The following is a 26,288-nucleotide window of genomic DNA, read 5'->3' as shown; positions in this document are numbered from 1 at the left end:
TATCTTCACCAATATCAGCTTTGAGGAATTGTTCTATATACTTGACTTGGCTCTTATTTAATGATGAAGAAACTAAAGGATGAAAATTCTGGCACATTCAGCCGGGATGATGGCAAGAAAGAGCAGTTAAATGATGCTGTGAGGGCTATTGAAAGGCTTTACTCGGTGAAAATTAGTGTAACAAAGGCTGATGCCTAAAAAATCGCCAATTCGCCAATTTTGTAACAACCATATGCTCACACCTCGCAAAACCACAGCTACAATTGCCTTAGATTCACGACTCGGTTTGCGAAATCAACCCGTATGCTCAATAAGCCCCAGCATTACTACGTTCTACTCCCTAATCTGATAATCCTAGTCAATTTGCGACCTTTGTGGGATGTAAGCACAATGGTATAGCCCCTTCAACAGACGGTAAGAGAACTACACTACACTCTTTACCGGAGCCTCCCCAGCATCACCTTTATTATTGTGCTCTTACCTCTACCAGTTTTCTAGTCTGTCGCATCAAGTTAACCAACATTTTGCCTGTAAACACCTCACTAGTAGTTCACCAAGCAAAAATTGCTAGATGTAGGCTGGTGAAAAAGAAAGTGGTCAAGGAGGGAGTTTATTAATTCCTCTTCCCTTATCTTTTACAATTTTCCCAGTCGAAGGCTTACTCATCTTCCTTTAACCTTTTCCTTGTTGAAAGCTTAACCCTAGTATTTCACTAGTTTGTTACTGATAATGATTATTTTTTCTATACATCCAGTAGGAGTTGAGGATGTCAAAAAAATTACCATCAACTAAATCCTTTCGAGCTATTTTTGTTGCCTTAACGATTGGATTTGTTGGGTGTGGAAATCAAACTGCAAGAACTACATTCACTCAAACTACCACCCAGGTAAATGAGAATCTTCCCCAAGTCGTAGCAACTACAAGTGTACTATGCGACTTAACCAGACAGGTTGCGGGGAATACTGTTAACCTTACCTGCTTGATTTCTCCTCCTGCTGACCCCCAATTTTATAAACCAAAACCGGAAGATCGTAAAGCCATTGAGCAAGCTAATCTTATTCTCTATAGTGGCTATAATTTAGAACCAAATCTGATCAAATTGATTAAAGCAACTAAAAACACTGCACCGAAAATAGCTGTCGGACAACTTGCGGTGTCTAAGCCACAAAAATTCCAGAAAGGCGGTAAGAATGTAACTGATCCTCATCTTTGGCACAATACTAAGAATGCTATCAGGATGGTAGAGGTAATTAATAGTAACCTGACAAAATTAGAATCTACTGATGCAGTGACTTATAACAGCAATACCAAAAAAATCACAAATGAACTTACTCAACTAGATAGCTGGATTAAGTCAAGAATTGCCACTATTCCTGCCAAAGAACGCAAGTTGGTTACAAACTCTGATGCACTGGGCTATTACGCCAAAGCATACGGTATTCCATTAGCAGGGAGATTACAAGGTATTAGTACTGACGAAAACCTGAGAGATCCAAGAGGGAAAAATTTAGTTGCAAATATTAAACGGGCTAAAGTGTCAACAATTTTTCCTGAAGCAGTAATTAACCCTAATGTTCTTCAATCTGTAGCCAGAGAAGCCGAAGTGAAAATTTCTGATAGGAAGTTATATGCTGAGGGACTTGGTGAACCCGGAAGCGAGGCGGACACTTATCAGAAAATGATGATTGCCAATACACGAACAATTGTAGAAGGGTTAGGAGGAACGTATTTAATGTTTCAAATGAAAGCTGCAAAGTAGCTATAAAATCAGTTTATTAATCTGATAAACTGATTTTATAGCTTAGATAAAATTCGGTTTATCAGATTAAATTTAGAAACCGAAAATGTGAATGCTATTTGTCTTTTAATCTGATATCAATAACAGTTGCATTGAAGTTGTAGTTAAAGCCTTCCAACTCAAATGGCATTCCAATTTTAACTTTACTACTACCTAGCACTAGTCCGCTTTCTGTACTTTTGGCTTTACCTTCTAAGGTCAAAAGCATATCTGTACTAAAATTGTTGGTTTTTGGATCTGGCAATTCTTTAACAGTGCCATCAGGTTGGAAAACATTGACTGTTCTAGGTAGCTGTTGAACGGATTTAATCTCAATCTCTCCGTAAGGTTGATTGCGGATAATAACATTAGTTTTTCCGCCTTTTTTTAAACCGTTATTGAATAATTGCTCAGGATCGCGGACATTCAAACCACGAACTACTAAATCTACTTCTATGGGTACTATTTTCTCACCAACTTGGGCAACACCCAAGCTAGATAAGATGCTAGACGAGACGACAAATATAACTAGCAGAGTTACCAGCGCAGCACCTAAATCTAGAAGGTTGATTTTGCCGAACAAACGGCCTTTTGAATCTAAAATAGCCATAAAAACTTTTCCGAGGTAATAGCGAAGTAATTGATTGTAGCAAGAAGGCTTTCGATGGGAACGGCAATTTTCCCTATTTGGTAATAACTCAAAGCGGCTGGGCGTTAGGTTATGCGACAGTTTATCACGAGTTCGTGCGGCAGCTAACGTTCAAATTTTTGCCCGTTAAGACTGACGCACCAGAAAGCAATATCTAGTGTTTAAGCCTAACTCTAGAGGGAATCTTTAACCCCCCGCAATTCGGTAGATTTGCGTAAGCATTAGCTGGATCACAACTCCTTTGCTCTTGAGTTAAGAATGCAACTTAGAATACTCTAAATCCGTCTCATCATTTGTCCCATTTATGTTCTCCCGAAATAATCTTCAGAGCGTATTATGTTTAATTGGAAAGGTTTTGTTGCAAGTTACCGTGTGTGGCGGCGTCGCTGGTTTTATCCCCTAATTTCGGTGGTAGTCGCCCTGAGTCTGTGCCTGAGTACACCCTTGCCTGGAAGAACTTTAGACTTCTTGCCTCTTATATTGCAGGGAGTCCAGGTACTTCAGCTTTCTAATATATCCGATCGCCAGGAAAGTGATATTGGCAAGCAGATTAATCAGCAAATACTGGGGAGTCAAGTCAAACTTTACCGGAATTCTGAAGTTAATCGCTATGTAGAACAAATTGGTCGGCGTTTAGTAGCTAGTAGCGATCGCCCCAACCTTCCCTTTACCTTCCAAGTAGTTGATGATGATGCTATTAATGCCTTTGCAACTTTAGGAGGCTATGTATATGTCCACACAGGTTTGCTGAAAGCCGCAGATAATGAAGCAGAACTCGCAAGTGTTATTGCCCACGAAATTGGTCACATTGGCGGGAAACACCTGGTTAAACAGATGCGGCAAAAAGCGATCGCTAGCGGTTTAGCAACAGCAACTGGTTTAGATCGCAATACAGCTGTAGGCATTGGTGTAGAACTTGCTTTAAATCGTCCCCGCAGTCGTAGTGATGAATTTGATGCCGATCAAAGAGGGTTGAGAACTTTGACACGCGCTGGTTATGCCCAGTCTGGGATGGTTACTTTTATGCAAAAGCTGCTGAAAAAGGGTGGTTCTGTGCCGACATTTTTGAGTACGCACCCCGGAACCAGCGATCGCATTGAGGGTCTCAGACGTGCAATTAACTCTCAACCGAGTAATGGAAATTATGGGTTGGATAATGCTAGTTATAAAGCTAATATTCGACCATTAGCGCGGTCTTAATCCTACTGGGAAGCTACTGCGTTGGGCCGGCAATGTCCGGCTTGTACTCCTAGGTCGAAGCAAGCTACGCACAGCGTCTCCGGTAGGAGAAGCAACTGAAATTATTAGGAAAAGACTTTCTTTATCCCTTCATCTACCTGATCTCGGATGATACTCATTTTTTGTTACGGCGATCAACTTTGATTTTAGCTGGATCAATTCTGATCGCTACATCTTCTAAGGGCAAGGTACGGAGATAATTTTTATAAATGTTAACTTGATAAACCAAGTTATTCGTGACATCTAGTCCAGTCAACCAGCCACTCCGGGGATGATAAGCGCCAGTATCTATGTCTAGCCATCCCTCTCCTTGTGCCAATTTACCAGGAGAAACACCCGGCAGAGTAAAAGTAATCGTGTGACCGATGATAATTAGCTTATCTGGAAAATAGGGTTTTTCAATGCTGTGAAATTCCTCTCGTATCCAGCACAGTTCATCGGCAGTTTGTTTTGCCACCGACTTGGAAGGGTCAACACCAGCATGAGTTAACCAAATATCCCCCAAGTCGAGATATGTAGGCAAACTCTTGAACCAATCCAAATGGTCATCGGGGATTGGAGCCTCATGGTAACTGGCTACGGTAGCTTGCCCCCCACTGCACAACCATGCTTGCATAGTCGGGGAGGAAGTTCTTTCATTGGTCAGAATGTTTAATAACATCTGCTCATGATTTCCCAGCAAACATGGGTAGTTATGCCGCTTGACAAAATTAACTACTTGTGAACTATGGGGCCCACGATCAATTAAGTCTCCCAGAAAATAGATTTGATCGTCTGACGTGGGGGCGATCGCCTCCAACAATGTCATCAAACCTTCATAGTGTCCATGCACATCCCCAATTACAATTCGTCTGGGGCTAGTTTCGCTCATTGTCTCTTAGCTTCAATAGTTTGGCTAATACTTCTGCTACAGTTTAAGCTGTCTGGTTTCCGTAATAGAAGGTAAAAATACTGAATAAGTTTTATTTTAATTTAATTATTCTCCCAAAAATAAAATTAATTTATGATGGCAATGGGTTGAAATGCATAGTCTTTAGTGCTATTCATTTGCGTTGTTAGCTTAAAATTTAAGCTGTTGCTGTATTACTCACTTTCTATCTCAACAATGTCTAAGGATTTTTCTGCTGATATTAGTTCGCGCATCTGCAAGCATATGAATGATGATCATGCTGATGCCATAGTTATTTATGCTAAGGCTTTTGGCGGTGTAACAGATGCGATCGCAGCACAAATGCTGTCAATTGATGCACAAGGTATGGATTTAACAGCGCAAGTGAATGGGGAAGCTGTGCCAGTTCGCATTCAGTTTGATCATGTTTTAGCAGATGCGGAAGATGCCCATCAAACTCTAATTGCGATGGTGAAGCAGGCGCGGGTGAAGGCAAAGTAGAAATTGGGATAATTATCGTATGACTAATGTTGACTTCTTCTCTGCCTAAAGACAAGGAGATTTTAATATAGCGATCGCTTCCATTTGTTAAGGTTGTGATAGAGTCTCACAATCTTGTTTTTCTAAAGCAATCGTACTTATCAGAGCAACAACCAAATCTTAAAGATTGTATGCCTCAAATCAGTCGTGGGTATAAGCCCCGACTGCATTCATCTCCCTTACCTCTTCCTTTACCACTGCGGCATAAGACTTGGTTTGGATAATTTCAAACTTCCAGTCTGAAGAATAATCAGGCAACTCATAACCAACACTCTTAATATGAGCCAACATCAACTCATCCCGTTGATGCCAAACTGCAAATATTTTCTCTCTGCCATCATAAAGGGTTTCTAGGTCGATTTGATAAACCTCGTTTACCCGCTTCAGTTTCAAGCCCAACAAATTTAACAGTCGGCTGAGTATTTTTATTGCTGAAACCTGCTCTTTTTCCCCAACTAAGTTAATACCAAGCGCTCTTTTAATATGCTTACTATGCTGAAAAACAACATTTTTCAGCATTATCAAATCTGGATTACTCTCCGTAAATTCTCTTCCTTCTTCGAGAAAGTGAAGCATTCCCAAAGCTCTCATCGCCTCAACTTTGAGCGTGTAAGTTTTTAAATCTGGTAGAAAAACTTTCCCTTCACCCCAAGACAATTGCTGATGCCATTCTTGCTGATCTCTGACGTGAAAATACTCGCTTTCGTGAGTTAGATAATAATGAATTAACAGTTGACGATAATATCCGTGGTCATCTTGCAATTTCAGCCAAGGAGTAACTTCTACACCATACCTTTGTCTGAGAACATATTTATTGATTTGGTTGCGTTCTCCATCAGACAGGGAGTGCTTCACTAATAGCTGATCATATTCTACATAATCGATATCTTTAGCATTAGCTACAGCAGTTGCTACAGATAGTTGATTTTGCTGCTTAATATCCTTAATTTTACGTTTAATTTCTTTGGCTTTTTGACGGCTTTGCGCCCAATCTTTTTGAACTTTGACAATTTCTAAAACTAATCTTCTGCGGGTAGCTAAATCATTAGCATCGGTTGCCAAAAACGCAAGGCGTAAATCTCGAATAATATTATTGTGAACAGCATTACTCCGCATCTGAATTTGATGCCCATCAGCAATCAAACCATCTTGCATCGATTGACGATAGAGGCGGATAGAGGCATTTACCCGTGCAGATAACTTAGCCCAAGTTCGCAAATGAATCGGGTCATGAACTAAAGGTAAATCCACATCTATTTTATGTAGTGGACTAAGCAAAGCTAAGTTTTCTTTTTGATTTTCTTGATACCAATCAGATAGCAAGCGATAATTTGTACTACCACTACCAATTAAGCCAATACCTCGTTTAGCGCACCAGACAACACGCGGCACATCATCCCGCACTCTCGCTAATGCTTGTCTTGCTTCCGAGTCAGGAATTACCCCTTGAAAAATGCCATAAACTCGGTCGAAATGTTGGACATCAATACTAATTCCCGTACCCAGGCTAGGGGTAACAAAAACGCCGTCATATTCAGATATTTTTTGATTGATTGCTGCGATAAAATCAACGGCTGCATGGCCAGGTGTGTTTGTAGTGTGGCTACTAACTACCAAGGTTTTGGGAAATTGCCTGCGTAATTTTTGTAAACGTTCTTTCAGATAACGTTCAATTGTTTCACAACTGTAACGCCCAGCGCGACTATCGGTAGTAACATAACATTTACGTCCAGCAAGTAAATCCAATTCCAGTTGGTGAATTAGCGGTGTTGGGTTCGGCGAATCATAAAAAGTTACATCCCAACCATGCTGAGGTTTCCACTGGTTAAGAACTACCCAAGGTGTTAATTTGATTCCTGCCAATCCCTGTAAATATTCAAGTGACACATCTGATAAATCAGCATCTTGGGCAATGACTAAACCCCCAGTTGTTAAAACCGTAGAAATTAATTGCTGGAATAATCTTAATATTTTTACACGCTTGTGTTTACAAGTATTACTGTTTAATAGATGCCACAAAGACTGCTCTACTTCATCCAAAATTACTATTGCTCCCTGCCAATTTTCAGGGTTAAGTTTCCAAATAGAATCAACGCACAATCCAAGAGAGTGTTGAGGAGAGAGAGAGCGGAGAATGGGAGGAGCGGGGGTAAGTGTTTTATCAATCCTTTTATCCCCATCTTCTTTATGTGTTCCCCATTGAATACCAATTTTCTCACACAAAAATCTTCCTAGTAGAATTCTGTGAGTAATTAATAAAACGGGTTGATTTCTAATTTTTGCCTGCTTAACAACGGCTTGCAATGCTGTAGTTTTACCTGTTCCTTTTGCAGACTTTACTCCTATTAATCCAGAAGTTGGGAAAGGGATTTCACCTATATAAGGGCGATTCAAAGTGAGAGCAGCAGGAATATTTAACTCAGTATGGGGTTTGGTTTGAGCAAGATAAATTTCTAAATCAACACTTTGACGATAAACTTTATCGAAACTACTTGCACCTTTAGCAACGATAAACTCATCAACTCCTTTTTCTATTCCTGGAAGTTCGATAATTTTAACAGTACATTTTTCTTGCTGAAATAAACAACCAAGTTGAGAAATAGCATTATTTACAGCAGCAATTGTTTTAGGTTGAGTTTCAAAATCAAAGCAAATATAAAAGCTACGTTTTGTAATTGCAAAGGCTGCTAAATCGGGAATCAACTGACGACGCGTAACTTTGCCAAATTCATCTTTGACAACCCGATAACCACTGGTAATTCCGGGAATAGCAATAGCTGCATATCCTTGTGTCAACAGTGTGGCTGCTTTCTTCACGCCTTCACAGAGAATGAGGGGAATGTTCTGTTGCATCACCCATTGCCAAAAGCCTCTAGCTTCTCCATCAGCAGTAATGGTGATCTCGTCAGGCATGACCAGATTGTAACGTCCAGCGACTTGCTGCCACACTTGCAGCGTTACCCGCAAACAAAACACCCGCGTTGGTGTGCTGGGGGGATGCTCGTATTTGATGGACTTACCATTGTGATTTTGTCGGGGTTGGTTTGGCTTAAAGCATCCCCATTCCATCATTTGCCAATTATTCAAAGGGTCTAGCCCCGAACACCACCAGCCACCTTCAGTAATATGAGCATAACGCTGCAACCATCCACTTTTCACCATTCCAGTATTGCTGCGGGGAAGCAGTTCAGAAATCAATAGGTACTCATAAGCAGTTACGCCTTGGAGTGACTTAAAATTGAGTTGCACTAAGTGTAAGTCTATACCACTACTCTTGACTAATTCCTCAAGGTGTTGGGGGTGTAAATAGTGCAGATGCATAGGAAAAGGTTTGAAGGGAAGTCAATGAGATTAAAACATTAACATGCATCTGCTTTTTTACTATAAGAGATATTGCGAGGCTTTTGTGATGCTTTTTTTACCTTGTTATGGGAGACACATCGGTTAAGCCTCTAGTGGGTTATTCTGCCTATTAGATCCCCGAAGTAATAATTTTGTATTGTGATATTTGTTCGCAATTAATTTTTATTTATCAGTAAATTTCTGAGTTAAGGAATGCGATCGCTAGAGGGGTTGCAGCAGCGATCGCCATAGGGTAACATCTTCATCTACTTCAGTAAAAACTTTACACTCAGCATCCACCTACTACCACGCCTCATGTTTGGGACGTGACATTTCTGATAAATCAAGACAAAAACGCTTACTCGACAGAACCCTTTAACCTCACTCCAAAGGTGTGCTAACAAAGTTTTGAGATAGCCTTGGCTGTTAATTTTTCTTTCGCAAACAAGGCTAATACAGATAACTTAACGTAACACTTTTACTCAAGTAGCACGGTAACTTCAAAAGCTGATTGGAGGTAAAATAGACAACAACTTTTAAAACAAGTTCAATCTGCTTTATAAACCCTTTGCTTTTAGTTCCGAATGTAGGAAATATGGCTTTATACTTTTTGAGTATACCGTGTGCTTGTTTCATCACTGGCTATTTTTTATTAAAAAAAAGTAATAATGAAATCTCACATTTAGTGGCTGTATTTGCAGCTATCAGCCTGATTTTGGGTTTAATGTTAGCTCCTTGGCAGATTTTACTTCTACTATTAATTCTTATTCTTATCAGTACAAGCTACGAATACTACACAAGCAAGGTAGTCAACAGGGAAATAGAATATACACAACAGCCAGTTCCCAAATCTGAACCAGATTATAATTTAATCTACCGTGGGGCTTCCTATCGTGCTGATCTTGATACTAAATCAAATGGAGTAAGTGTACCATTAGTAACCCATAAATTGAGCTTTAGGGGATGTACTTATTTTGTTTGCGCTGATCCTAATGCCCAATCGGCTGAAATCATTACACCACCAGTAACCTATAAATTGAGCTTTAGAGGAAGCACCTATTCTATAAACAGAACTGCACACAAAGAAATTAAATAGCAAAGAGTGTAGTAAAAGCAACTCAAATCATTTGTAAAGCAGACCTAATTCAAAGCTTGACAAAAAAGCCTATTTTGAAAGATAGGGGCTATGAGTTACACTGTTCATTAAAAATAGTGGCTGTAAGTATGGATTCTCTCAAAGACAAGATTTTAGAGAAATTAGAACACATCCCAAAAAATGCACAGTAGGAAGTTCTAGATTTTGTTGAGTTTCTAGAGTGGCGAAAGGAGAATCGTCAAGAATCTCAGTTATCTGTAGTCAGTGAAGAATCTGATGCGGGATGGCTAGAGACTGACTTATCAAATTTGGGTAACTATGAACCTTATGATTGGCAACCTGGCGAACTAGATAAGGGTGTACCTGTTAAGTGTGTTCCTGGTAATCGCTATTTCAATAGTGATATCGAGCTTGAAGAAAATCAATTCGGTCATCACTTACTAGATAAACAATCCGGTGTTGTTGAGTAAGTCGCCGCGACCAAGCATTTGAATCTAAATATTTCAATGGTTCAGGTTTGCCAATACCTGTAAAAGGATCTCGCATAATCGCTTCAACCAAGTTAAAAGCGCGAAGCGCTGTTTTGCGGTTTGTCTCTACCCAATAGGCGAGGTCTTCCCGAAATTCTGGATGAAATACAGCATCTCGAACTTTATTGTCTTGAGGTTGGGTTTCATCCTTATTCTTCGTCAATTCCCAACTCCTGACGTAGTTCGTTAATATTTTGAGGTTTTAAAGTTCTAGCTTTTGCTCTTTCCAAAGCAGTTAACAGACGGACTGCATTTTTAGGTGAACGAAGTAAATAAGATGTTTCTAGTAAACTATCTAGTTCATCAACAGCAATTAGGGCGACGCTTTCGCCTTCTTGCCGATTAATAATTATTACTTCTCTATCTGCAACTACTTGATCGCAAAGTTCGGCTAAGTTGTTACGAGCATCAGTCAAGTTTGTCTGGTTGGACATGGTGGGATATTTCCTAATGCTGTAGGCTTTACACTACATAATAGCTTGAGTGGTTGGAGGCGTGAGCGTTCTTTCAGTAATGTAATAAAAGTAACTAAAATTATCTGTAAAGTCATACCTAATTAAAAGCTGATAAAAAAAAGTCTATTCTAAAAAATAGGAGCTATAAGTTACACTGTTCAGTAAAGATCGTGGCTGTAAGCATGGATTCTCTCAAAGAAAAGATTTTAGAGAAACTAGAACGCCTTCCAGGAACAAGCAAAGCAGTGGTTTCAACATAAGCGTCAGCAAAATCAAGCAATGGTAACAACCAATTATGTTGTTATTGAACTGGTGGTTTTGCTAAATAGCCCTTTACGCGTACCTCGTTCGCAGTTATTTAAATACGTAGAAGCTGTCAGAACTGCTCCTTATATCAACTTGATTTATATTGAACCAACAATAGATTCAGCAGCTTGGGAGTTGCTCAAAACTAGAGAAGATAAAACTTGGTCTTTGGTGGATAGCACTTCTTTTATAGTCATGCAACAGCTTGAGATAAAAGAGGCACTAACCACAGATCACCACTTTGAACAAGCTGGCTTTATTCGTCTGCTGAAGTCAGAATAAGTAATAATAAAAGGCATTCATCTAAGATATGCCCTTTATTATTAAAAATTGCTAAACCGTTAACCTACGCTCCGACAGCTTCCTTCGCGGCGTACAATACCTCAGCGTTGATTTCTTTGAAACCGCGATCGCGGGCAAATTTCTCAGTATTTCGCTTCACTTTCCCGCGAACAAATCCAGGAATCTTATTCAATTCTGCTTGACCATCTTTTGTCCAATTCAAATCAGAATCAGCAGAAATTCCCCTAGTAATAACTTCTTTGGTATCGTGACCACCGAAGATTTCTAATAGGTGATCTTCCATTCCCAAAGTGAAGGAATTGTAGATCAAATCTGTAATCTGATTTGTACCTTCGTAACCCATAAATGGTTTGTAACCAATGGGGAAGTTTTGCACGTGGATTGGTGCAGCAATTACGCCGCAAGGGATGTCTAAGCGTTTACCAACGTGGCGTTCCATTTGAGTGCCGAAAATGGCAGAGGGTTCAACGCGGGCGATCGCATCCCCAATTTCACCATGATCTTCGGAGATTAGCACTTCATCGCAATACTCGCTAACCTGTTCGCGGAACCAGTCTGCATCATATTTGCAGTAGGTTCCAGCCCAAACAACATGAATCCCCATTTCTCGCGCCAGAATCTTGGTAATGGCGGCGGCGTGGGTGTTATCACCAAAGACCACAGCTTTTTTGCCAGTCAAGTTTTGACAGTCAATCGAACGGGAGAACCAAGCAGCCTGAGATACATGCAAGGTTTGCTCATTGATGAAGTTTTCGTAGTCAACTTCTGCACCTTGAGCGTTAATTACCTGCTGAATCTTGCGAATACAACGGGCAGTTTCCACTACACCCATTGGAGTAATGTCTATATAAGGTGTGCCAAATTGTTCTTCCAAGTAACGCGCTGTGGTCAAACCGAGTTCACGATAAGGCACTAGGTTAAACCAGGCTTGGGACATCTTTTTCAAGTCGTTCACCGAAGCACCTTCGGGAATTAAGGTATTTACCTCAATTCCCAAGTCAGCCATCAACCGTTTCAGTTCGGTGCAGTCGTGATTGTTGTGGAAACCGAGGGTGGTAGTACCGATAATGTTAACTGAGGGCTTTGCTGTTTTGCCCTCTGGCAATTCGCTCCGCTTCCGCGCCTTTTCAATGTAATATTGGACGATTTGATCCAAAGTGCGATCGGCGGCTTGCAGTTCGTTGTAGCGGTAGTGGTTTACATCCGCCAGCATTACGTCTCCTTTTGCCTCCAACTGCGATCGCTCAACAAAGTTGTGCAGGTCTTCTTGTAAAATGCTGGAGGTGCAGGTGGGAGTTAACACAATCAAATCTGGGTGTTCCTCGGCATCCTTGCGGATGATGTTATCTACCACCTTCTCTTGGGAGCCACGTGCCAAAACGTTGCGGTCAACGACACTGGTTGTCACTGGAGTGAAATCCCTCTCCCGCGATAGCATGGAGCGCATGACGTTAAAGTAGTCATCGCCAATGGGGGCGTGCATAATCGCATGGACATTTTTAAAAGAACTAGCGATTCGCAGAGTGCCGATGTGGGCTGGGCCTGCATACATCCAGTAAGCTAATTTCATGTTTGTGTTCTCCCTTTTCAACAGAAATAACACGGAGTCCGATAAGAGTGGACTATAAGTGCTTGATTATTATTAAATCGTTTCTGATTGTCTCAAAAGTTGTATCCCTGATGAAGTGAAGACTTGTAAGGGTTTTAGCTGCGGTGTGTAGGTGTAGGTATCGCTCAAACCTTGTTCCTGATTGGAATCTAGCTTCTGAATTTAACAATGTTACTGTTACTTTATTAAAATAAATCTTAATTTTTCGGCAAATTTATTTTCCATTTGGGGCGGTGTGTTAACCATCACCAATAAATTTATAAAATTTATGTACAACTTCTCCAAAAATACAAACATCCTCTAAGAGGATGTTTGTAAAGAATCAGGTTGTATAAATATCCCCCCTAACGGGACTTAAACAAGGAAAAAAAGGGGGAATAACACGAGCGCAATTTCTTCATTCGATCGAGTAGAAATTAACCTAGAGATGTGTTATTTACTGCCGAAAAATTTCTACTTTTTCTAACACTACATCTTGATTTGGACGATCTCTAGTCGTAGGTACATTGGCAATACGGTTGACTATATCCATACCTTCAATAACTTTACCAAAAACACTGTGTTTGCGGTCAAGATGAGGCGTTGGCCCTTCTGTAATGAACCATTGCGAACCATTAGTACCGCGTCCTGCATTTGCCATTGAGAGGATACCCGCACTAGAGTGCTTTAATTCAGGATGAAACTCATCTTCAAATTGATATCCTGGCCCACCAGTACCCCAGCGGTTAGCCATATCCGTATAACGACTAAGGGGATCGCCACACTGAATCATAAAATCAGGGATGACTCGGTGAAAGCGAACTCCATCGTAGGCAGGAGTCCCCTTTTGAGATTGACCTGTCTTAGGGTCTTTCCAATCGATTGTCCCGGTTGCTAAACCTACGAAATTTTTGACGGTGTTGGGGGTTTTGTCTTCCTCCAAACGAACTATAATTTGACCCAAGGAAGTAATTAAACGAGCGTGCAGTGTGCCTTCACCGGGAATATTAATTTCTGGAAAATTCATGAGGTATCCTATTTTGAAAACTGCCAATTTTGGGACTACGATAAGCTTATCAGCATTCAAGTTACAGGTTTACAGATTGCGAAAAAAATGAACCAAGGAAACTTTAGAAAACGAATATTTTACTCTGGTAAATTAATCGCTGGATTCCGGCTAAAGAATCCTCTAGGTACTAGCTTAAAGCCAACTCTGTGAACAGGCATCACAGGCCAATCTTCTGATCGCGGAATATGAGTTACGCCCATTGTGTACCACAGCACGATATCTTCACCCATCAAGGATTCATCGTCTGCAATATATTGTGGTAAACCCTGTCCAGGTTGAGTCTGGTTGGGATAATCTCCCCCAGCATAAAGTTCAGTAGGTTTATATTTTGTTACCCAAACGTGATGAGTCGCAAATTCTGCCCTTTGACGGATGTTTGAGCGTTCCACAGGCAAAAATATGGAGTTACCTCCAGGCATCAGCATATATCCAGGTGCAGCCCCTAGCATATTTTTCTTATCTGCACTAACAATCATCCATTCTCGACTGCTTTTCATATCCAGATCGCGCACAGCAGCCGTTTCTTTTGTTAGTGGGTTTTCTGCAACTGCGATCGCATTTCCTAAAGGATTTTTATCATCCATCGGCAAAGCTTTCACGTTCATTTCCATCACAGAATTAGCTTGACCATCGACATCGAAATCTAGGCGGTAGTTGAAAAAGTGTTGGTGATTCACCCCCACAATGTTTTTTGCGATCAATCGACCATAGGAATGATCGGCAGATTGATTTTCAGAAGCTGTTCCCTGCGCCAGTACGATACCCGTTAATTCATTTTGGACTTCCAAAGTCCCATCTTGATGAAAGATCCAATTAATGCTGTAATCATAGTTGTCAATCGCCACCGTCATCGTCATGACTAATTCTCTACTGCGACGGACATCATTACGCTGAGTGCCATACTCATAGTGCTTCCAGAGCATACCGTTATTTCGCTCGTATATGCCGATAACTCCTGGCATAACATAAGGTTCTCCGTCGCCATTAGCAAAGACAGCATCCAGCAAAAGACCATTTTCAGGAATTTCCTTACCTAACTCCATCGTGGTTGCTAGGGAACCAAAATTGTATTCCCCAACATCAAAGGCATTTCTGAATGACCAAGTGGGATCTGGATCGCCGTAAGGCACTACTGTCTCTGATAAGCTAGCGCGGTATAAAACTGGTCGGACATTTTCCCCGTCGTTGTGTGTGACTTGGTACAGCACTAATCCACTGCGGGGATGCATTACATAGCGAAATTTCCAACCTTGCCAGCTAATTTCATTGCCTTTGATCTGGAAACTTGCACCATTTGGTTGCAGTATCTTTAATGCTTTAAGTGGTGAAAGTAATTTACCCAAGGACTTTACATCGTAGTTCCAGTTTTCCTTGGAAAAAGGAACTATCCCCCTATCCACGAAACTGGAAATTTTACCTGTGTTCAAATTAACGGTTCCCAATATTCCTTCAATTGGACTGCCGTAATAATTCCAGTGTTGGCCTTTGTAGTAGAACAAACCCCGACAAAGACGGTTTCCTGCTGCTTCTTCCTGTTTAGTTAGGATTCCTGGGGCCCAACAACTAATTTTGACTTGGTTGAAGTCTGTAATTCCCCGCTTTCGCATCGCTGTTTGCCATCGGGGATCGGATTTAAAAGCTTGAGTTGCCAATTCATATTCTGAAGCAATGATCGCAGGTTGAACTGAGGGTATTTCTTTCCAAGAATTTAAGGTTTTGCTTGTTAGATCAACAATTGCTTCATAGGTTTTATTTAGCGTAGGACAGAGTCCTTGCCGCAGGCATCGCTCATAGATTACCAAAAAAGCTTTTCGTTGGAAAGCTTTACCTGGTGTAAATTTCAGAACTTCTTCTTTATCTGGTTCTTGTAAAGCAATAAGTGGAAAAGCTGCCATTTCGCTCAAAGTTCTTTCTCTTTTGATGACCGAAACGGCTGTACTAATTTCTGCCTCTGTTAGCGAAGTGAGAGGATGGAAAATCGAAGGCTGTTGAGCCGTCAATATTCCCATTAGTCCCAGTGAGATAGAAATGACGACAATGATGGCAATAGGTAGCCACAAAAAACGCTTTAGCCGCTTAATCATCTTTTACATTTTTACAAAAGACTTATAGTTATCTATTTCCATGCCTAAGCCTGAAAACCGATAAATTAAGAGGCTAAAGCCAAATTAATTTGTTGATAGTTGGGGGGATTAGGAATTAGGGATTAAGGACTGGAGACTAGTGAAGAGTTTTCTTTTCCCATACCCAATGCCCTTAATTTACGCAGAAACTAAACGGCGTAAAGATTCGGCACGACGTTTCGCAATAGAGTTATTTGGAGCAAACTTTAGTGCTTCTTCGTAAGTTTGTAACGCCTGAGTAGTTAACTTTTTTTTCTCGTAGGCGTGAGCAAGATTATTCAACCCTGTTACGTAGTCTGGTTTAGATTTCAAGGCTTCTTTATACTGACGAATTGCAAGGTCATATTGCTCTTGGGTAAAATAAACATAACCCAGCCCGTTGTAAATAGGGGCAATATTTTCTTCTTCCTCTTCTTGGGCAGCCTTGAGAGCTTTTTGAAACAGCGCGATCGCTTGAGAATACAGTTTTTTGTCTGAATAAATACTGGCTAACTCATAATATTCTTGAGTCGTACCCTTTTCTTTCTCTAACTTCTTTCGCAATCTTGCAAAGGAGCCTTCAATCTTGCGAGTTTTGAAAATCTGGCGAAAAACACCCACGGCTGCAATTGTGAGTATAACCACCAAAACTGAGAGATAAACAACGGCTAGACTGTTATCCATTGCTGCAAATACAAATATTAAAAGTTGTTTCTCTATCTATTATCAGCCTATTGTCCTTTGTCATTTGTGAATGACTAATGACTAATGACCAACTTACGGTAAGCCCCAATATTGAACACGTTGCTGGAGCCAACCTTCTGCTAAGTAACGAGCGATCGCTTCATTCACATTTCGTCTTAACTTATCGTACTGCAATCCCTTGGGCATCACTACAGACAAGGGTTCAGTTGATAGCTTAATTGGCAGTAAGCGATATTGGGGATATTGTTGCACCCAACCGCTCAGAACGCTAGCATCTGCGGCAAAGGCAAAAGCTGCATTACTTTCTATTTTCTCTCGCGCTTCGTCATAAGAATTCACTCCTACCAACTCGGCGTTTGACACAAAGTAACGCACTTTAGGAATGGTGCTGGAGTTATTTAATACAGCAATTTTTTGTTTTGCCAAATCACTTAACTGCTGTACAGAGGCATCTTTTGTAACTAATACAGTGCTATCCAAATAGTAGGGAACACTGAAACTAACTATGCGGCTGCGAGATTCAGTTGCTGTTACCCTAGCGATCGCAAAATCAACTTTCTTGTCTAAGACTACAGACAAGCGATCGCGATTCGCTACAGGTTTAAATTTTACAGCCTCGGCTTTACCAACTAAGTCAAGTGCTAATCGCTGTGCCAAGTCAATTTCCAAGCCTTGCAAATTACCGTTAGCATCTCTAAATCCCAACGGACGCAAGTTATCTTTAACGGCAACAGTTAGATAGCCCCGCTGCTGAATTTCTGGCATTTCGGCAGCAGATGCAGTTAATCCTGTCCCCACTATGGAAAAGCAAGATATCCAAAAAATAGTGGCGGATAATACCAGATGTAACCGAGTAATTATTTCCCATCTGTTACATCTGTTATACATCCCTTGCCACCTTTATCCTTTAGCTTGATTTGCTAGTTCAGCAACTTTGCCAAAGCTAGCTGGATCGAGGACTGCTAATTGTGCCAACATCTTGCGATTTAGTTGGATATCAGCTTTTTTCAAGTTACCGATCAACTGGCTGTAGCTCAACCCGTGTTGCCTTGAAGCAGCGTTGATCCGGGTGATCCAGAGACGACGAAAATCGCGCTTTTTCTTTTTGCGATCGCGGTAGGCACTCCGTAGTGCCTTCATCACTTGTTGGTTGGCAGTTCTAAACAGAGTTGAGTGAGAACCGCGAAAACCTTTAGCTAGTTTGAGAATTTTATTGCGGCGCTTCCGAGCTACATTACCGCGTTTTACCCGAGTCATAACTTATTTCCTAAAATACTTACAAATATGGGAGCATCAAGCGCACGTTAAGTTCATCGCGTTCATGTACAAGCGCACTCTGACGCATACTACGCTTTTTGTCAGAAGATTTGTGCTCTAAAAGGTGGCTTTTGAACGCTTTACGACGGACGATTTTGCCGGTGCCGGTGGCACGGAATCGCTTCGCTGCGGCTTTACGAGTCTTTAGTTTAGGCATGGTATAGCTTTAATTCGACACGATCCATTATTATATACTATAAAAATTGCTCGAATGGAAATTAAGTTAAATCGGTGCTCATAAACCGCTTCTAGACGAAGCGTTACTCAACTAAGTGGGTTTCAAACCCTCAATTTTTACTTAAGTAAAGACAAAGACAATTATGCGCGAGTGTTTCACCAATAGTTCCGAATTACGAATTAGTTAATTCGCTGCTGTTTGGGCTTCTTGATAAACTATTTCTTGAAATTGGATCATATCTTTTTGCGGATCGGCATGGCTAACTTTCACCACTATCTGTTCGCCCAAGTTAACAGAACGCTTGAAAACCATTGGTAACTGCAAACCCAAATCTTCGATCAAAATTAGGGCCAAGTTGCTGTCTTCCCGCAGCCACATCAACACTGTTACATCCCAAGTTTCCTCTGGATGACGGCGTAAATACTCTAAAGCATAATATCTATTAGTTTGCCGTTCCACCATCGTCACCTCTTGGGTGATGCTGGTGACAGTCATCATCACTTCTTTAAGTTGATCTGCGGAAAATGGCAGAACTTCACCCCGCAAATGCGCTTTAATTTGGAAGTGGGTAAGTAAGTCACTGTAACGGCGGATGGGAGAGGTTGCTTGGGTGTAGGTATCCAAACCCAAACCAGCATGGCGCAGAGGCGTAATACTCATTTCGCTTTTGGGCATACAACGACGCATAGCGCAAGCGCGAACGAATCCGGCGGGAAGTAGGAGTAATTCCTCTTCTGGAGGTAATTCCGGTTGGGGCTGACCACGAAAGGGCAAAGGTATATTATGAGCTTTACCATAACGTGCCGCAACTTCACCGGCAACAATCATCATTTCTGCTACTACTTGCCGCGACGGCGAATCGTCCAAAATGTCAATATTGATCTCATCATCTTTGACTTTGATCATCGCTTCGGGCATGGTGATGCTAATTGCCCCTTGAGCGAAACGCCAAGCTTTGCGCCGCTGTGCCCAAGTTGCGATCGCTGCAATTTCTGGTTCTGCTTGTACCCGTAATTGCAGCATTTCATCTACATCTTCGTAGGTGAGGCGATAAGTCGGCTTAATCGAGCTGGTATGAATGCTGTAATCTTCTACTCCCCCAGTTGTACCTAAAATAATCCCAAAACTGAGGGCGCAACAAACCCGTCCCTGGATCAGACTCATTGGCCCAGTCGCCAATACCTCTGGGAACATGGGAATCATTCCCGTAGGTAAATAGACTGTACTACCCCGCTTTCTGGCTTCCAAATCTAATTCATCTTCCGGCACTAACCATCGAGTGGGATCGGCGATATGCACCCACAGGCGTTCCCGGCCATCGGGGAGTACTTCCCAACTTAGACCATCGTCGATCTCTGTGGTAGTTTCATCATCAATGGTGTAGACCTTCAGGTGAGTCAGATCAAGGCGGTTTGTATCTGAGTCAATCGGCGGGAAATCCAAACGCTGTTGCGCCACTTCTAATACCTTATTAGGAAATTGGATCGGAATTGAAGAACGACGCAGGAACAAGTTTTCATAAGGACTCCAGCAACCCAAATCCACCAATAGTTGAAAGGCCCCTTGGGGTGTTGTAGGCCGTCCCAGCATGGTCATAGTTTCTAATACTGGAGCGCTTGGCGGATAAGCGCGAGCCAAGGAGTCATAATTGACCCCTGTTCGCACGGTGTCAGCAATCAGCGCGGCGTATTTTTCGAGTCCTTCTAAGCGCTGGCGATCGTGGCGCTGCCACTCTACTGCTTCGCCTTTGAGCGCCTGCTCTACACGAGTTAAAAATTCCTGCTGTCCCTTAGCTTTTAGTGCCTCTACTTCCATCTGGTGCTTGCGTTCTGCCACTTGAGCAGCAGTTCGGGCTTCGTAAGCGTCTCCTTTTTGCTTGAAATAGAGTTTGTCGTCTGATAACAAGCAATAGGCGGCGTAACAAGGAGGCGCAGTTGATTCAGAAAATAGCAAATTTGCCATTTGATCTGGGGTGACTGTTTCCCCATCTTCAACCAGTAATTCCCAAGCTACTTCTAAGCTAGATGGATCTAAATAAGGCTTGACCTGCTCCAAAAAACTGGCAATCTCAGAGGGCTTGTAGGTCTCTTTGGTAACTGTATAAGTTATTTGTCTAGGCGCGAGGCTGTGGGATTGACCACGTTCGTCTACCACAAACCAGCGGGTTTTACCATCTGGGCGTTCTACGATGCCCAGACGGCGATCGCCTTGAACCCTAAATTCAACTAGCGTCCCCTTCTCCACAACTCTCGCACTTTAATTTGGTGAACAGTTTAAAAAATAGTTTTAAGTATAGGAGTTAGGAGTTAGGAGTTTTGATTCTTAACTCCTGTACGCGATTCATCGCGTCTCTCCTGTACAGACGCGTAGACGCTCAAAGAGCGGCTTCTCGTAAGAGTATAATCGCGTCTCTCCTCTTTTTAGCCTTCCGCATTGATAAATGGCAACAAAGCCACAATCCGCGAACGTTTAATTGCTAATGTCAACTCTCGCTGTTGCTGAGATGTCAGCCCAGTAATCCGACGTGGCAGTATTTTACCGCGCTCGGTGACAAACTTACGCAATAAATCAACATCTTTATAATCGATTGGTTCTCCTGGCTTGATCGGAGAAAGGCGACGACGGAAATAACTCATCTCTACTTAATTTCCTTATGAACGGTATGTTTGTTGCAGTGGGTGCAGAACTTTTTCAGTTCTAGCCGGTTAGTGGTGTTGCGGCGATTCTTGGTGCTGGTATAACGTGAAACACCAGCAGAACGCTTGTCTGAATTTGTCCGACACTCGGTACACTCTAGTGTCACAATAATGCGGGCACCTTTACTCTTAGCCATAATCTTACAAACAGTGAAGCCTGAAGAGAATTAACACAAATGACTATCTTCTCACATTCCGCCGCATATTTTCAACTAATCTTTTAATTTTTATATCAAGCGAGTAGCCACGACGTGACGAAACTACGAAAGTTCCGCAATAGCGATCGTGTAAAGCTTGCCGCATCTGGGCATCAGATAAGGCAGTTCCACAATCAATTGCTAGGGGAAGTACTAGCAGTATAGCAGTGGGATTGGCTCTAATATTGCTGAGGGCAATTGACACTAAAAGGGCACCCAAGCCTACGATCGCCTCTCGCTTCACTAATGAGAGCAAATCTGGAATTCTGCCGACTACTTCCCCATCTTCAACTTCCAACACCTTTAAATCGAACGCCCAACGCCCTAAACTTTGCCCTTGATTGTTGTATACCACCAGCACCCGCAAAATCAGCCAAAATATCGCAAAAACTAGGATTTGCACAAATTGAATCCCGATATCGCCGCCTCCCAATAGGGAACTGAATAACCAGACACCAAGGAAATCAAGTCCCAATGCCATACCTCGCCGCCCAATTTCAGCCTTGGGATAGTGTTTTTGGGGAAGTCGTTCGATAGTCATACAAAATAGGTATTTTTATTTAGGGGTTGGGAAATAATGATTGCTCCTGTTTTTTATATTAAGGTGATGACTTGGGTTTGGCGTTTAAACTGTTGCCCATATAACTACGACACAACAACTGCTCTAAGCGTCATTTCTGAGGCAGGTTTGGGAGCTACGAATAACTTGCAGTCCAGAGAAATTCAATCCAAAATCCAAAATCTAAAATTGGTCAGTGTTACTTTACAGGGATACAGGTAAAAAGTCGGAGGCGATCGCTATGCTATCAGTCAACGATGCACAAGCAATTATTTTAAATTTGGTGCAGCCGTTGGATCATCAACGGGATACAGAAGTTGTAGATTTATTGACAGCCGATAGTCGCATTTTGGCAACACCTGTCACTAGTCCGCTAGATTTTCCCCATTGGGATAATTCGGCAATGGATGGCTACGCAGTTCGCTATCAAGATGTGCAGCACTCTAACCCCGAAAATCCCACCGTTTTAGAAATTGTTGAAGATATTCCGGCTGGGTATCAGCCCAAGTCTACGATTCAAGCAGGGCAAGCAGCAAGGATTTTTACAGGTGCGGTGATTCCAGCAGGTGCAGATACTATAGTCATCCAAGAAAAGACACGTCGGGAGGAAAACCGCGTATTTATCCTGGATACACCAAAACCGCAAGAATTTGTCAGACACAAAGCATCTTTTTATCAAGCTGGAACACAACTACTATCAGCAGGAATCAAGTTAAATGCCCCAGAAATTGCCGTATTGGCAGCAGCACAGTCTCCAAAATTAAGTGTTTATCGCCGTCCGCGTGTGGCAATTTTTTCCACTGGTGATGAGTTGGTGACAGTTGATCAACCGTTGCAACCAGGGCAAATTGTGGATTCTAATCAGTATGCGCTGGCAGCTTTGGTGAGACAAAGTGGGGCAGAACCGTTAATTTTAAGTATTGTCAAAGATGATCCAGTTGCTCTGGAGAAAGTTATTACCCACGCCGTTGCGATCGCTGATATAGTTCTCTCTTCTGGTGGTGTCTCAGTAGGAGATTATGACTATGTTGACAAAATTTTAGAGTCACTAGGAGCAAAAATCCACATTCGGGCTGTACAGATGAGACCAGGGAAACCCCTCACCGTCGCCACTTTCCCCAGTACAGACGCGATTAATCGCGTCTCTACAAACTCCCCACTCTACTTTGGTTTACCAGGAAACCCTGCGGCTGTGTTGGTGACATTTTGGCGGTTTGTGCTACCAGCAATCAAGAAACTTTCGGGAATTACTGAAGGTTGGGAACCAGTGTTTTTGAAAGTGCGATCGCATGATGAATTGCGATCCGATGGCAAGCGTGAAACTTACCTTTGGGGTAAATTGCATTTAATTGATGGAGTTTACGAATTTCACAAAGCTGGTGGTAGTCATAGTTCTGGCAATTTAATTAATTTAGCTCAAACCAATGCTTTAGCTGTTCTCCCGGTGGGTAAAACATTAATTTACCCACAAGAAGAGGTGCAAGTTTTGCAGCTTAGTAACGGTTAAAATACTTGCTCAAAAGCTTCAATCAAGCTGTTAACTTCCTCAAGGGTGTTGTAATGCACCATACTCACCCGGACTATTCCACCTTGGGATGCTAACCCCAGGTATTCAATCAGCCGTTTAGCATAAAAGTCACCGTAGCGAATCCCAATATAATGTTGGTCAATTTTTGCCGGAATGGTTGAACTATGCATTCCATCTACCACAAAAGATATAGTTGGCACACGGTATTGACGATCAGCCTTTGATTGACCAATCACTCGCACATTAGACTTGCTATTGAGGTAATTTAGGAGGCGATCGCTAATTTTTTCTTCATGTATGCTAATTAAATCAAACGCCTGCATCATTTGATTTCTCAAATCAGTTGCAGTTTGATCGCCGTAGTGCAGTTGTGCTAATTGACTTAAATAATCACATAAACCCAACATTCCGTAACTTAATTCAAAATTGACATTTCCTAACTGAAATTTATAAGGTATATCTGTCTGCTCAATAAAATAATGATTAAGACCAGGTAATCTTAATAAATGTTCTTCTTTGCCATAAAGTAAGGCATGATGTGGGCCATAGACTTTATAACAACTCAAAGTATAGAAATCAACATCCAAATCTTGGACATCAACTAATCTGTGGGGTGCATAAGCTACACCATCCACACAAATCATCGCGTTGCGATCGTGTACAAATGCAGCAATTTCTTTGATCGGGTTGATAGTTCCCAGAACATTAGAAGCATGAGTCAAGGCTACTAATTTTGTCCGCTGACTCATCAATGGTTCTAAATCTGCTAAATGAAGTTCCAAGGTATCGGGTCGAACTTGCCACACTTTAACCTTCATTCCTTGTTTTTCAAGAGCGACCCAAGCACCAATATTGGACTCATGGTCACAATTAGTAACAATAATCTCATCCCCAGGTGTGAAGGTTTGACCCAGACAAATTGAGAGAACTTTCAACATCATTGTAGTAGATGGCCCCATGACCACTTCTTTAGAAGAATTGGCATTAATGAAAGTAGCCATTCCCTGAGTTGCTAGAGCTAATCGTTCTCCTGCAAGTTGAGAAACCGCATAAGAAGCTCCCAACTGGACATCAGAACTTAGGAGGAATTCGCTAATTCTATCTACTACTTTCTTCAGGGTTTGTGACCCGCCGGCATTATCAAAAAAAGTCCATTCACCAGCTAGGGCGGGAAAATATTGCCGAACTTTATCAAGATTCAGGAGCATAGTATAAGTTTTCTAGAGAATGTTCTTTACCCTAGCCTACCTTTTGGCAAGTCGCCCAGAGAGCATCTACATCATCTTTTGGTGTTTACAGCTTGTTGTGCTAGCCTTCTTGCTCTGCAAAAATCTCTCTAGAGGAGTATACTTGGGAACCCAAAGAGTATCTTACTGATATATCTAACTTCCAGCAAGGGTTAATGTCTTGATTCTTCACAATTCTCGTCAGTTTTATTTGATAAGTTTAAGATACAGTCAAAGCAACTTTGTTTTGATTTTTAATTCCTTGATTGAAAATAAAGGAACTAGCTATGAACACTACGGTTAAATACGACATCGAAGTTATCAAGGAAGAAGCACTTCAACTTGTTAAAAGGGGACTTATTAACCGTCAGCAGCCAATTTATACCCTTTGTAAATATATTCCTCACCGGGATTGGGTTAATTTTGAACTTGAGTTAGAAAAAAACGAATTTCTACTCAGAGATAGAATTATCGATCTACTGAATCATGAATCTTGGGAAGACGATTGAGACTGTATCTAGAAGCTCAACTTTATTAGCAGCATCCCCATAAAAACAAAATTACAAATTCATTTTTCAGTATTAAAAACCCTCGAATTAAGTCGGGGGTTATAAGCAAGGATTATTAAAGTAAGCAATAAATCTCAGCTACGGTGTACACAAAAGTCTTCTAGAACTGCTCCACAAGGTTTTAATCTCCCCAACCCGTCTTAAAAAGCAAAAACTTCTCAAAGTCGCTCTTTTTAAGGCGAGCCACTGCGGTCTATTGGTGTCAACTTAACCCAAAACTCCTTTAAAAACTCGTTTCCAGCCAGAGCTTGGAAATGCATCTCATTGGGCTGCTACCTGCTGTTTGCCAGTAACGGAGGCGGTAGCACCCCTAGTAGGCATTCCCAGTCTCCGACTGGGAACGAGACAAATTCCCCGTTTTATCTTTCTGTTTTATCTTTCTAGCTGTGTCAGGTAATACCTCATGGATGAGCCACAGCCTGGAATTTTACGACAATTAATTGCTGGAATCAAGAAAAAATTATACTAAACAAATTTCAGTGATTTGGTATTAGGCAGACAATTCTTGTACCCCTATCCATTCAGTAATAGATTGCAATTGTCCTGCGTAAACAGTAGTACTTTTACGTTCTTGTTTTTCAGCTTTTCTAGGTAGTTTTCCTACGATAGCTTCGGTGAATGAACTGGAGTCGTTCAGATTATAAACAGGCATTTCTTGCCAGCAGTGGCGACAAAACCAGTAACTCTCTGCACCGCGTATATGTTCTAAAAGTATACTTGAACAGCAAGGACAGTAATTCATATTCTTCTCAAATCGTGTTGATAAAAGTGTTATTGCAAATCAGGATAGGCAGTTGACCAGCCCGTAAGTATTTAAAACTAGGTGTCTATATTTTGACTATAGTGTAAAAAAATGAGGAACTTGTGAGGAAATTCAAAACACTTAATAATTACGTATGATTTATACATATTTCTTAAGTAATGACCTCAGGGTTATTTAGCTATCTCTTCACAAGATCCTCAAATTATCTTCGTATAAATTCGTATAACTATAAATATGAAATGTGTGACTTAAGAGCAGCCTTACTTATGGCGTGCCATCTCCTATAAATACAATAAACAAGTCAAATCCTCTTCCTCGTGACCTTCTGGACTTCGGGTGATACTCCTACGTCACTACCGCTTAACACTAGCCGACTGGCTGCTTTATGCCCTGAAACCGTCTATTTGAGTAGCTCACCTGCTGCCTTGTTTATTGAAAGTCTTGCTGGAGGTTTATCAAAACAGCCGAAACACAACCTTTATGGCGACATTTGGCAACAAGGGTTTAATATTTCCACTCAACAATTCATTTCAAAGATTTCACACTAACAAGACTACCAAGACCATCAATTAAGGTAATCTCTTGAGATAGATGATCTGCTATCTCTAATTTGACAATAGAATGAGTTTGTCGGCTCTAAAATTCTATCTACTTCCTGGTTTAGT

General features: G+C 41.5%; 26 protein-coding genes. 8 read left to right on the top strand and 18 right to left on the bottom strand.

All coding sequences use genetic code 11. The features are described 5' to 3' along the window. Positions 1–60 precede the first annotated feature (60 nt). Positions 61–198 (top strand): hypothetical protein, encoded by a 138-nt coding sequence (locus ACEYW6_RS16530; protein ID WP_412980558.1) that lies wholly within the window; start codon positions 61–63, stop codon positions 196–198. A 568-nt stretch (positions 199–766) separates the two neighbouring features. After that, the gene (locus ACEYW6_RS16525) at positions 767–1,759 is read left to right on the top strand and encodes a metal ABC transporter solute-binding protein, Zn/Mn family (protein WP_412980557.1); all 993 of its coding nucleotides are present in this window, start codon (positions 767–769) and stop codon (positions 1,757–1,759) included. 94 nt (positions 1,760–1,853) lie between these two features. Here the strand turns inward: ACEYW6_RS16525 and ACEYW6_RS16520 are convergent, their stop codons facing one another. Further along, entirely contained in the window at positions 1,854–2,387 is a 534-nt protein-coding gene (locus tag ACEYW6_RS16520) for a DUF4330 domain-containing protein (protein ID WP_412980556.1), read from the bottom strand. Positions 2,388–2,762: 375 nt separating this feature from the next. Here ACEYW6_RS16520 and ACEYW6_RS16515 point away from each other — a divergent pair, with 375 nt between their 5' ends. Beyond that, positions 2,763–3,626, top strand: coding sequence for a M48 family metallopeptidase (locus tag ACEYW6_RS16515; RefSeq protein WP_412980555.1), 864 nt, complete (start codon positions 2,763–2,765; stop codon positions 3,624–3,626). Positions 3,627–3,780: 154 nt separating this feature from the next. Here ACEYW6_RS16515 and ACEYW6_RS16510 read toward each other — a convergent pair whose 3' ends face one another. Then, entirely contained in the window at positions 3,781–4,536 is a 756-nt protein-coding gene (locus ACEYW6_RS16510) for a metallophosphoesterase family protein (protein ID WP_412980554.1), read from the bottom strand. A 234-nt stretch (positions 4,537–4,770) separates the two neighbouring features. Here ACEYW6_RS16510 and ACEYW6_RS16505 point away from each other — a divergent pair, with 234 nt between their 5' ends. Beyond that, entirely contained in the window at positions 4,771–5,055 is a 285-nt protein-coding gene (locus ACEYW6_RS16505) for a DUF2470 domain-containing protein (RefSeq protein WP_412980553.1), read from the top strand. A gap of 180 nt (positions 5,056–5,235) precedes the next feature. Here the strand turns inward: ACEYW6_RS16505 and ACEYW6_RS16500 are convergent, their stop codons facing one another. Beyond that, entirely contained in the window at positions 5,236–8,415 is a 3,180-nt protein-coding gene (locus ACEYW6_RS16500) for a plasmid replication protein, CyRepA1 family (RefSeq protein WP_412980552.1), read from the bottom strand. 616 nt (positions 8,416–9,031) lie between these two features. Between ACEYW6_RS16500 and ACEYW6_RS16495 the strand changes: the two genes are divergently transcribed. Beyond that, entirely contained in the window at positions 9,032–9,532 is a 501-nt protein-coding gene (locus tag ACEYW6_RS16495) for a hypothetical protein (RefSeq protein ID WP_412980551.1), read from the top strand. Positions 9,533–9,925: 393 nt separating this feature from the next. Here the strand turns inward: ACEYW6_RS16495 and ACEYW6_RS16490 are convergent, their stop codons facing one another. After that, positions 9,926–10,225: a Txe/YoeB family addiction module toxin gene (locus ACEYW6_RS16490; RefSeq protein WP_412980550.1), complete on the bottom strand. Its 300-nt coding sequence runs from the start codon at positions 10,223–10,225 to the stop codon at positions 9,926–9,928. Further along, positions 10,212–10,496: a type II toxin-antitoxin system Phd/YefM family antitoxin gene (locus tag ACEYW6_RS16485; protein ID WP_412980549.1), complete on the bottom strand. Its 285-nt coding sequence runs from the start codon at positions 10,494–10,496 to the stop codon at positions 10,212–10,214. The genes ACEYW6_RS16490 and ACEYW6_RS16485 overlap by 14 nt, the downstream gene beginning before the upstream one ends. Positions 10,497–10,796: 300 nt before the next feature. Here ACEYW6_RS16485 and ACEYW6_RS16480 point away from each other — a divergent pair, with 300 nt between their 5' ends. Then, positions 10,797–11,105 carry a type II toxin-antitoxin system VapC family toxin gene (locus ACEYW6_RS16480; protein WP_412980548.1) on the top strand — a complete coding sequence of 103 codons (309 nt, stop codon included), beginning with the start codon at positions 10,797–10,799 and terminating at the stop codon, positions 11,103–11,105. Between the two features lie 64 nt (positions 11,106–11,169). Here ACEYW6_RS16480 and bchB read toward each other — a convergent pair whose 3' ends face one another. From bchB to ACEYW6_RS16425, 11 genes are all read right to left on the bottom strand, one after another. Continuing rightward, on the bottom strand, positions 11,170–12,696 hold the full coding sequence (gene bchB, locus ACEYW6_RS16475; RefSeq protein WP_412980547.1) for a ferredoxin:protochlorophyllide reductase (ATP-dependent) subunit B: 1,527 nt from the start codon (positions 12,694–12,696) through the stop codon (positions 11,170–11,172). A gap of 475 nt (positions 12,697–13,171) precedes the next feature. After that, on the bottom strand, positions 13,172–13,741 hold the full coding sequence (locus tag ACEYW6_RS16470) for a peptidylprolyl isomerase (protein ID WP_190895335.1): 570 nt from the start codon (positions 13,739–13,741) through the stop codon (positions 13,172–13,174). A 119-nt stretch (positions 13,742–13,860) separates the two neighbouring features. Beyond that, the gene (locus ACEYW6_RS16465; protein ID WP_412980546.1) at positions 13,861–15,867 is read right to left on the bottom strand and encodes a primary-amine oxidase; all 2,007 of its coding nucleotides are present in this window, start codon (positions 15,865–15,867) and stop codon (positions 13,861–13,863) included. A gap of 177 nt (positions 15,868–16,044) precedes the next feature. Further along, positions 16,045–16,569, bottom strand: coding sequence for a tetratricopeptide repeat protein (locus ACEYW6_RS16460; RefSeq protein WP_412980545.1), 525 nt, complete (start codon positions 16,567–16,569; stop codon positions 16,045–16,047). Positions 16,570–16,662: 93 nt separating this feature from the next. After that, positions 16,663–17,478 (bottom strand): transporter substrate-binding domain-containing protein, encoded by an 816-nt coding sequence (locus tag ACEYW6_RS16455; RefSeq protein ID WP_412980544.1) that lies wholly within the window; start codon positions 17,476–17,478, stop codon positions 16,663–16,665. Between the two features lie 12 nt (positions 17,479–17,490). Then, positions 17,491–17,847 carry a 50S ribosomal protein L20 gene (rplT, locus tag ACEYW6_RS16450; RefSeq protein ID WP_069069781.1) on the bottom strand — a complete coding sequence of 119 codons (357 nt, stop codon included), beginning with the start codon at positions 17,845–17,847 and terminating at the stop codon, positions 17,491–17,493. A 19-nt stretch (positions 17,848–17,866) separates the two neighbouring features. Further along, complete coding sequence (rpmI, locus tag ACEYW6_RS16445) at positions 17,867–18,064, bottom strand: 50S ribosomal protein L35 (protein WP_109007939.1); 198 nt, start codon at positions 18,062–18,064, stop codon at positions 17,867–17,869. Between the two features lie 204 nt (positions 18,065–18,268). Further along, positions 18,269–20,329 (bottom strand): ribonuclease catalytic domain-containing protein, encoded by a 2,061-nt coding sequence (locus ACEYW6_RS16440; protein ID WP_196513352.1) that lies wholly within the window; start codon positions 20,327–20,329, stop codon positions 18,269–18,271. A 176-nt stretch (positions 20,330–20,505) separates the two neighbouring features. Further along, a complete protein-coding gene (rpsR, locus tag ACEYW6_RS16435) occupies positions 20,506–20,721 on the bottom strand; it encodes a 30S ribosomal protein S18 (RefSeq protein ID WP_012411240.1) in 216 nt (71 codons plus the stop codon). Positions 20,722–20,723: 2 nt separating this feature from the next. Continuing rightward, positions 20,724–20,918, bottom strand: a complete 195-nt coding sequence (gene rpmG, locus ACEYW6_RS16430) for a 50S ribosomal protein L33 (RefSeq protein WP_094333178.1) — start codon at positions 20,916–20,918, stop codon at positions 20,724–20,726. Between the two features lie 43 nt (positions 20,919–20,961). Beyond that, positions 20,962–21,519: an RDD family protein gene (locus ACEYW6_RS16425; RefSeq protein ID WP_412980543.1), complete on the bottom strand. Its 558-nt coding sequence runs from the start codon at positions 21,517–21,519 to the stop codon at positions 20,962–20,964. A gap of 259 nt (positions 21,520–21,778) precedes the next feature. Between ACEYW6_RS16425 and glp the strand changes: the two genes are divergently transcribed. Continuing rightward, complete coding sequence (glp, locus tag ACEYW6_RS16420) at positions 21,779–23,044, top strand: gephyrin-like molybdotransferase Glp (RefSeq protein WP_412980592.1); 1,266 nt, start codon at positions 21,779–21,781, stop codon at positions 23,042–23,044. On the opposite strand, the gene ACEYW6_RS16415 is transcribed toward glp, so the two are convergent. Continuing rightward, positions 23,041–24,273: a cysteine desulfurase-like protein gene (locus tag ACEYW6_RS16415; RefSeq protein WP_412980542.1), complete on the bottom strand. Its 1,233-nt coding sequence runs from the start codon at positions 24,271–24,273 to the stop codon at positions 23,041–23,043. The genes glp and ACEYW6_RS16415 overlap by 4 nt on opposite strands. 305 nt (positions 24,274–24,578) lie before the next feature. On the opposite strand from ACEYW6_RS16415, the gene ACEYW6_RS16410 reads away from it, so the two are divergent. After that, positions 24,579–24,800, top strand: a complete 222-nt coding sequence (locus tag ACEYW6_RS16410) for a DUF4327 family protein (protein WP_190895342.1) — start codon at positions 24,579–24,581, stop codon at positions 24,798–24,800. Between the two features lie 550 nt (positions 24,801–25,350). Here ACEYW6_RS16410 and ACEYW6_RS16405 read toward each other — a convergent pair. Beyond that, positions 25,351–25,602 carry a hypothetical protein gene (locus ACEYW6_RS16405; RefSeq protein ID WP_412980541.1) on the bottom strand — a complete coding sequence of 84 codons (252 nt, stop codon included), beginning with the start codon at positions 25,600–25,602 and terminating at the stop codon, positions 25,351–25,353. Positions 25,603–26,288: the final 686 nt, after the last annotated feature.

Origin of the sequence: Nostoc sp. UIC 10607 (assembly GCF_047228265.1) — a bacterium.
GTDB classification, from domain to species: domain Bacteria; phylum Cyanobacteriota; class Cyanobacteriia; order Cyanobacteriales; family Nostocaceae; genus Nostoc; species Nostoc foliaceum_A.
Note: the sequence above shows the minus strand (reverse complement) of the source record. Positions and strands in the feature narration are given on the sequence as shown.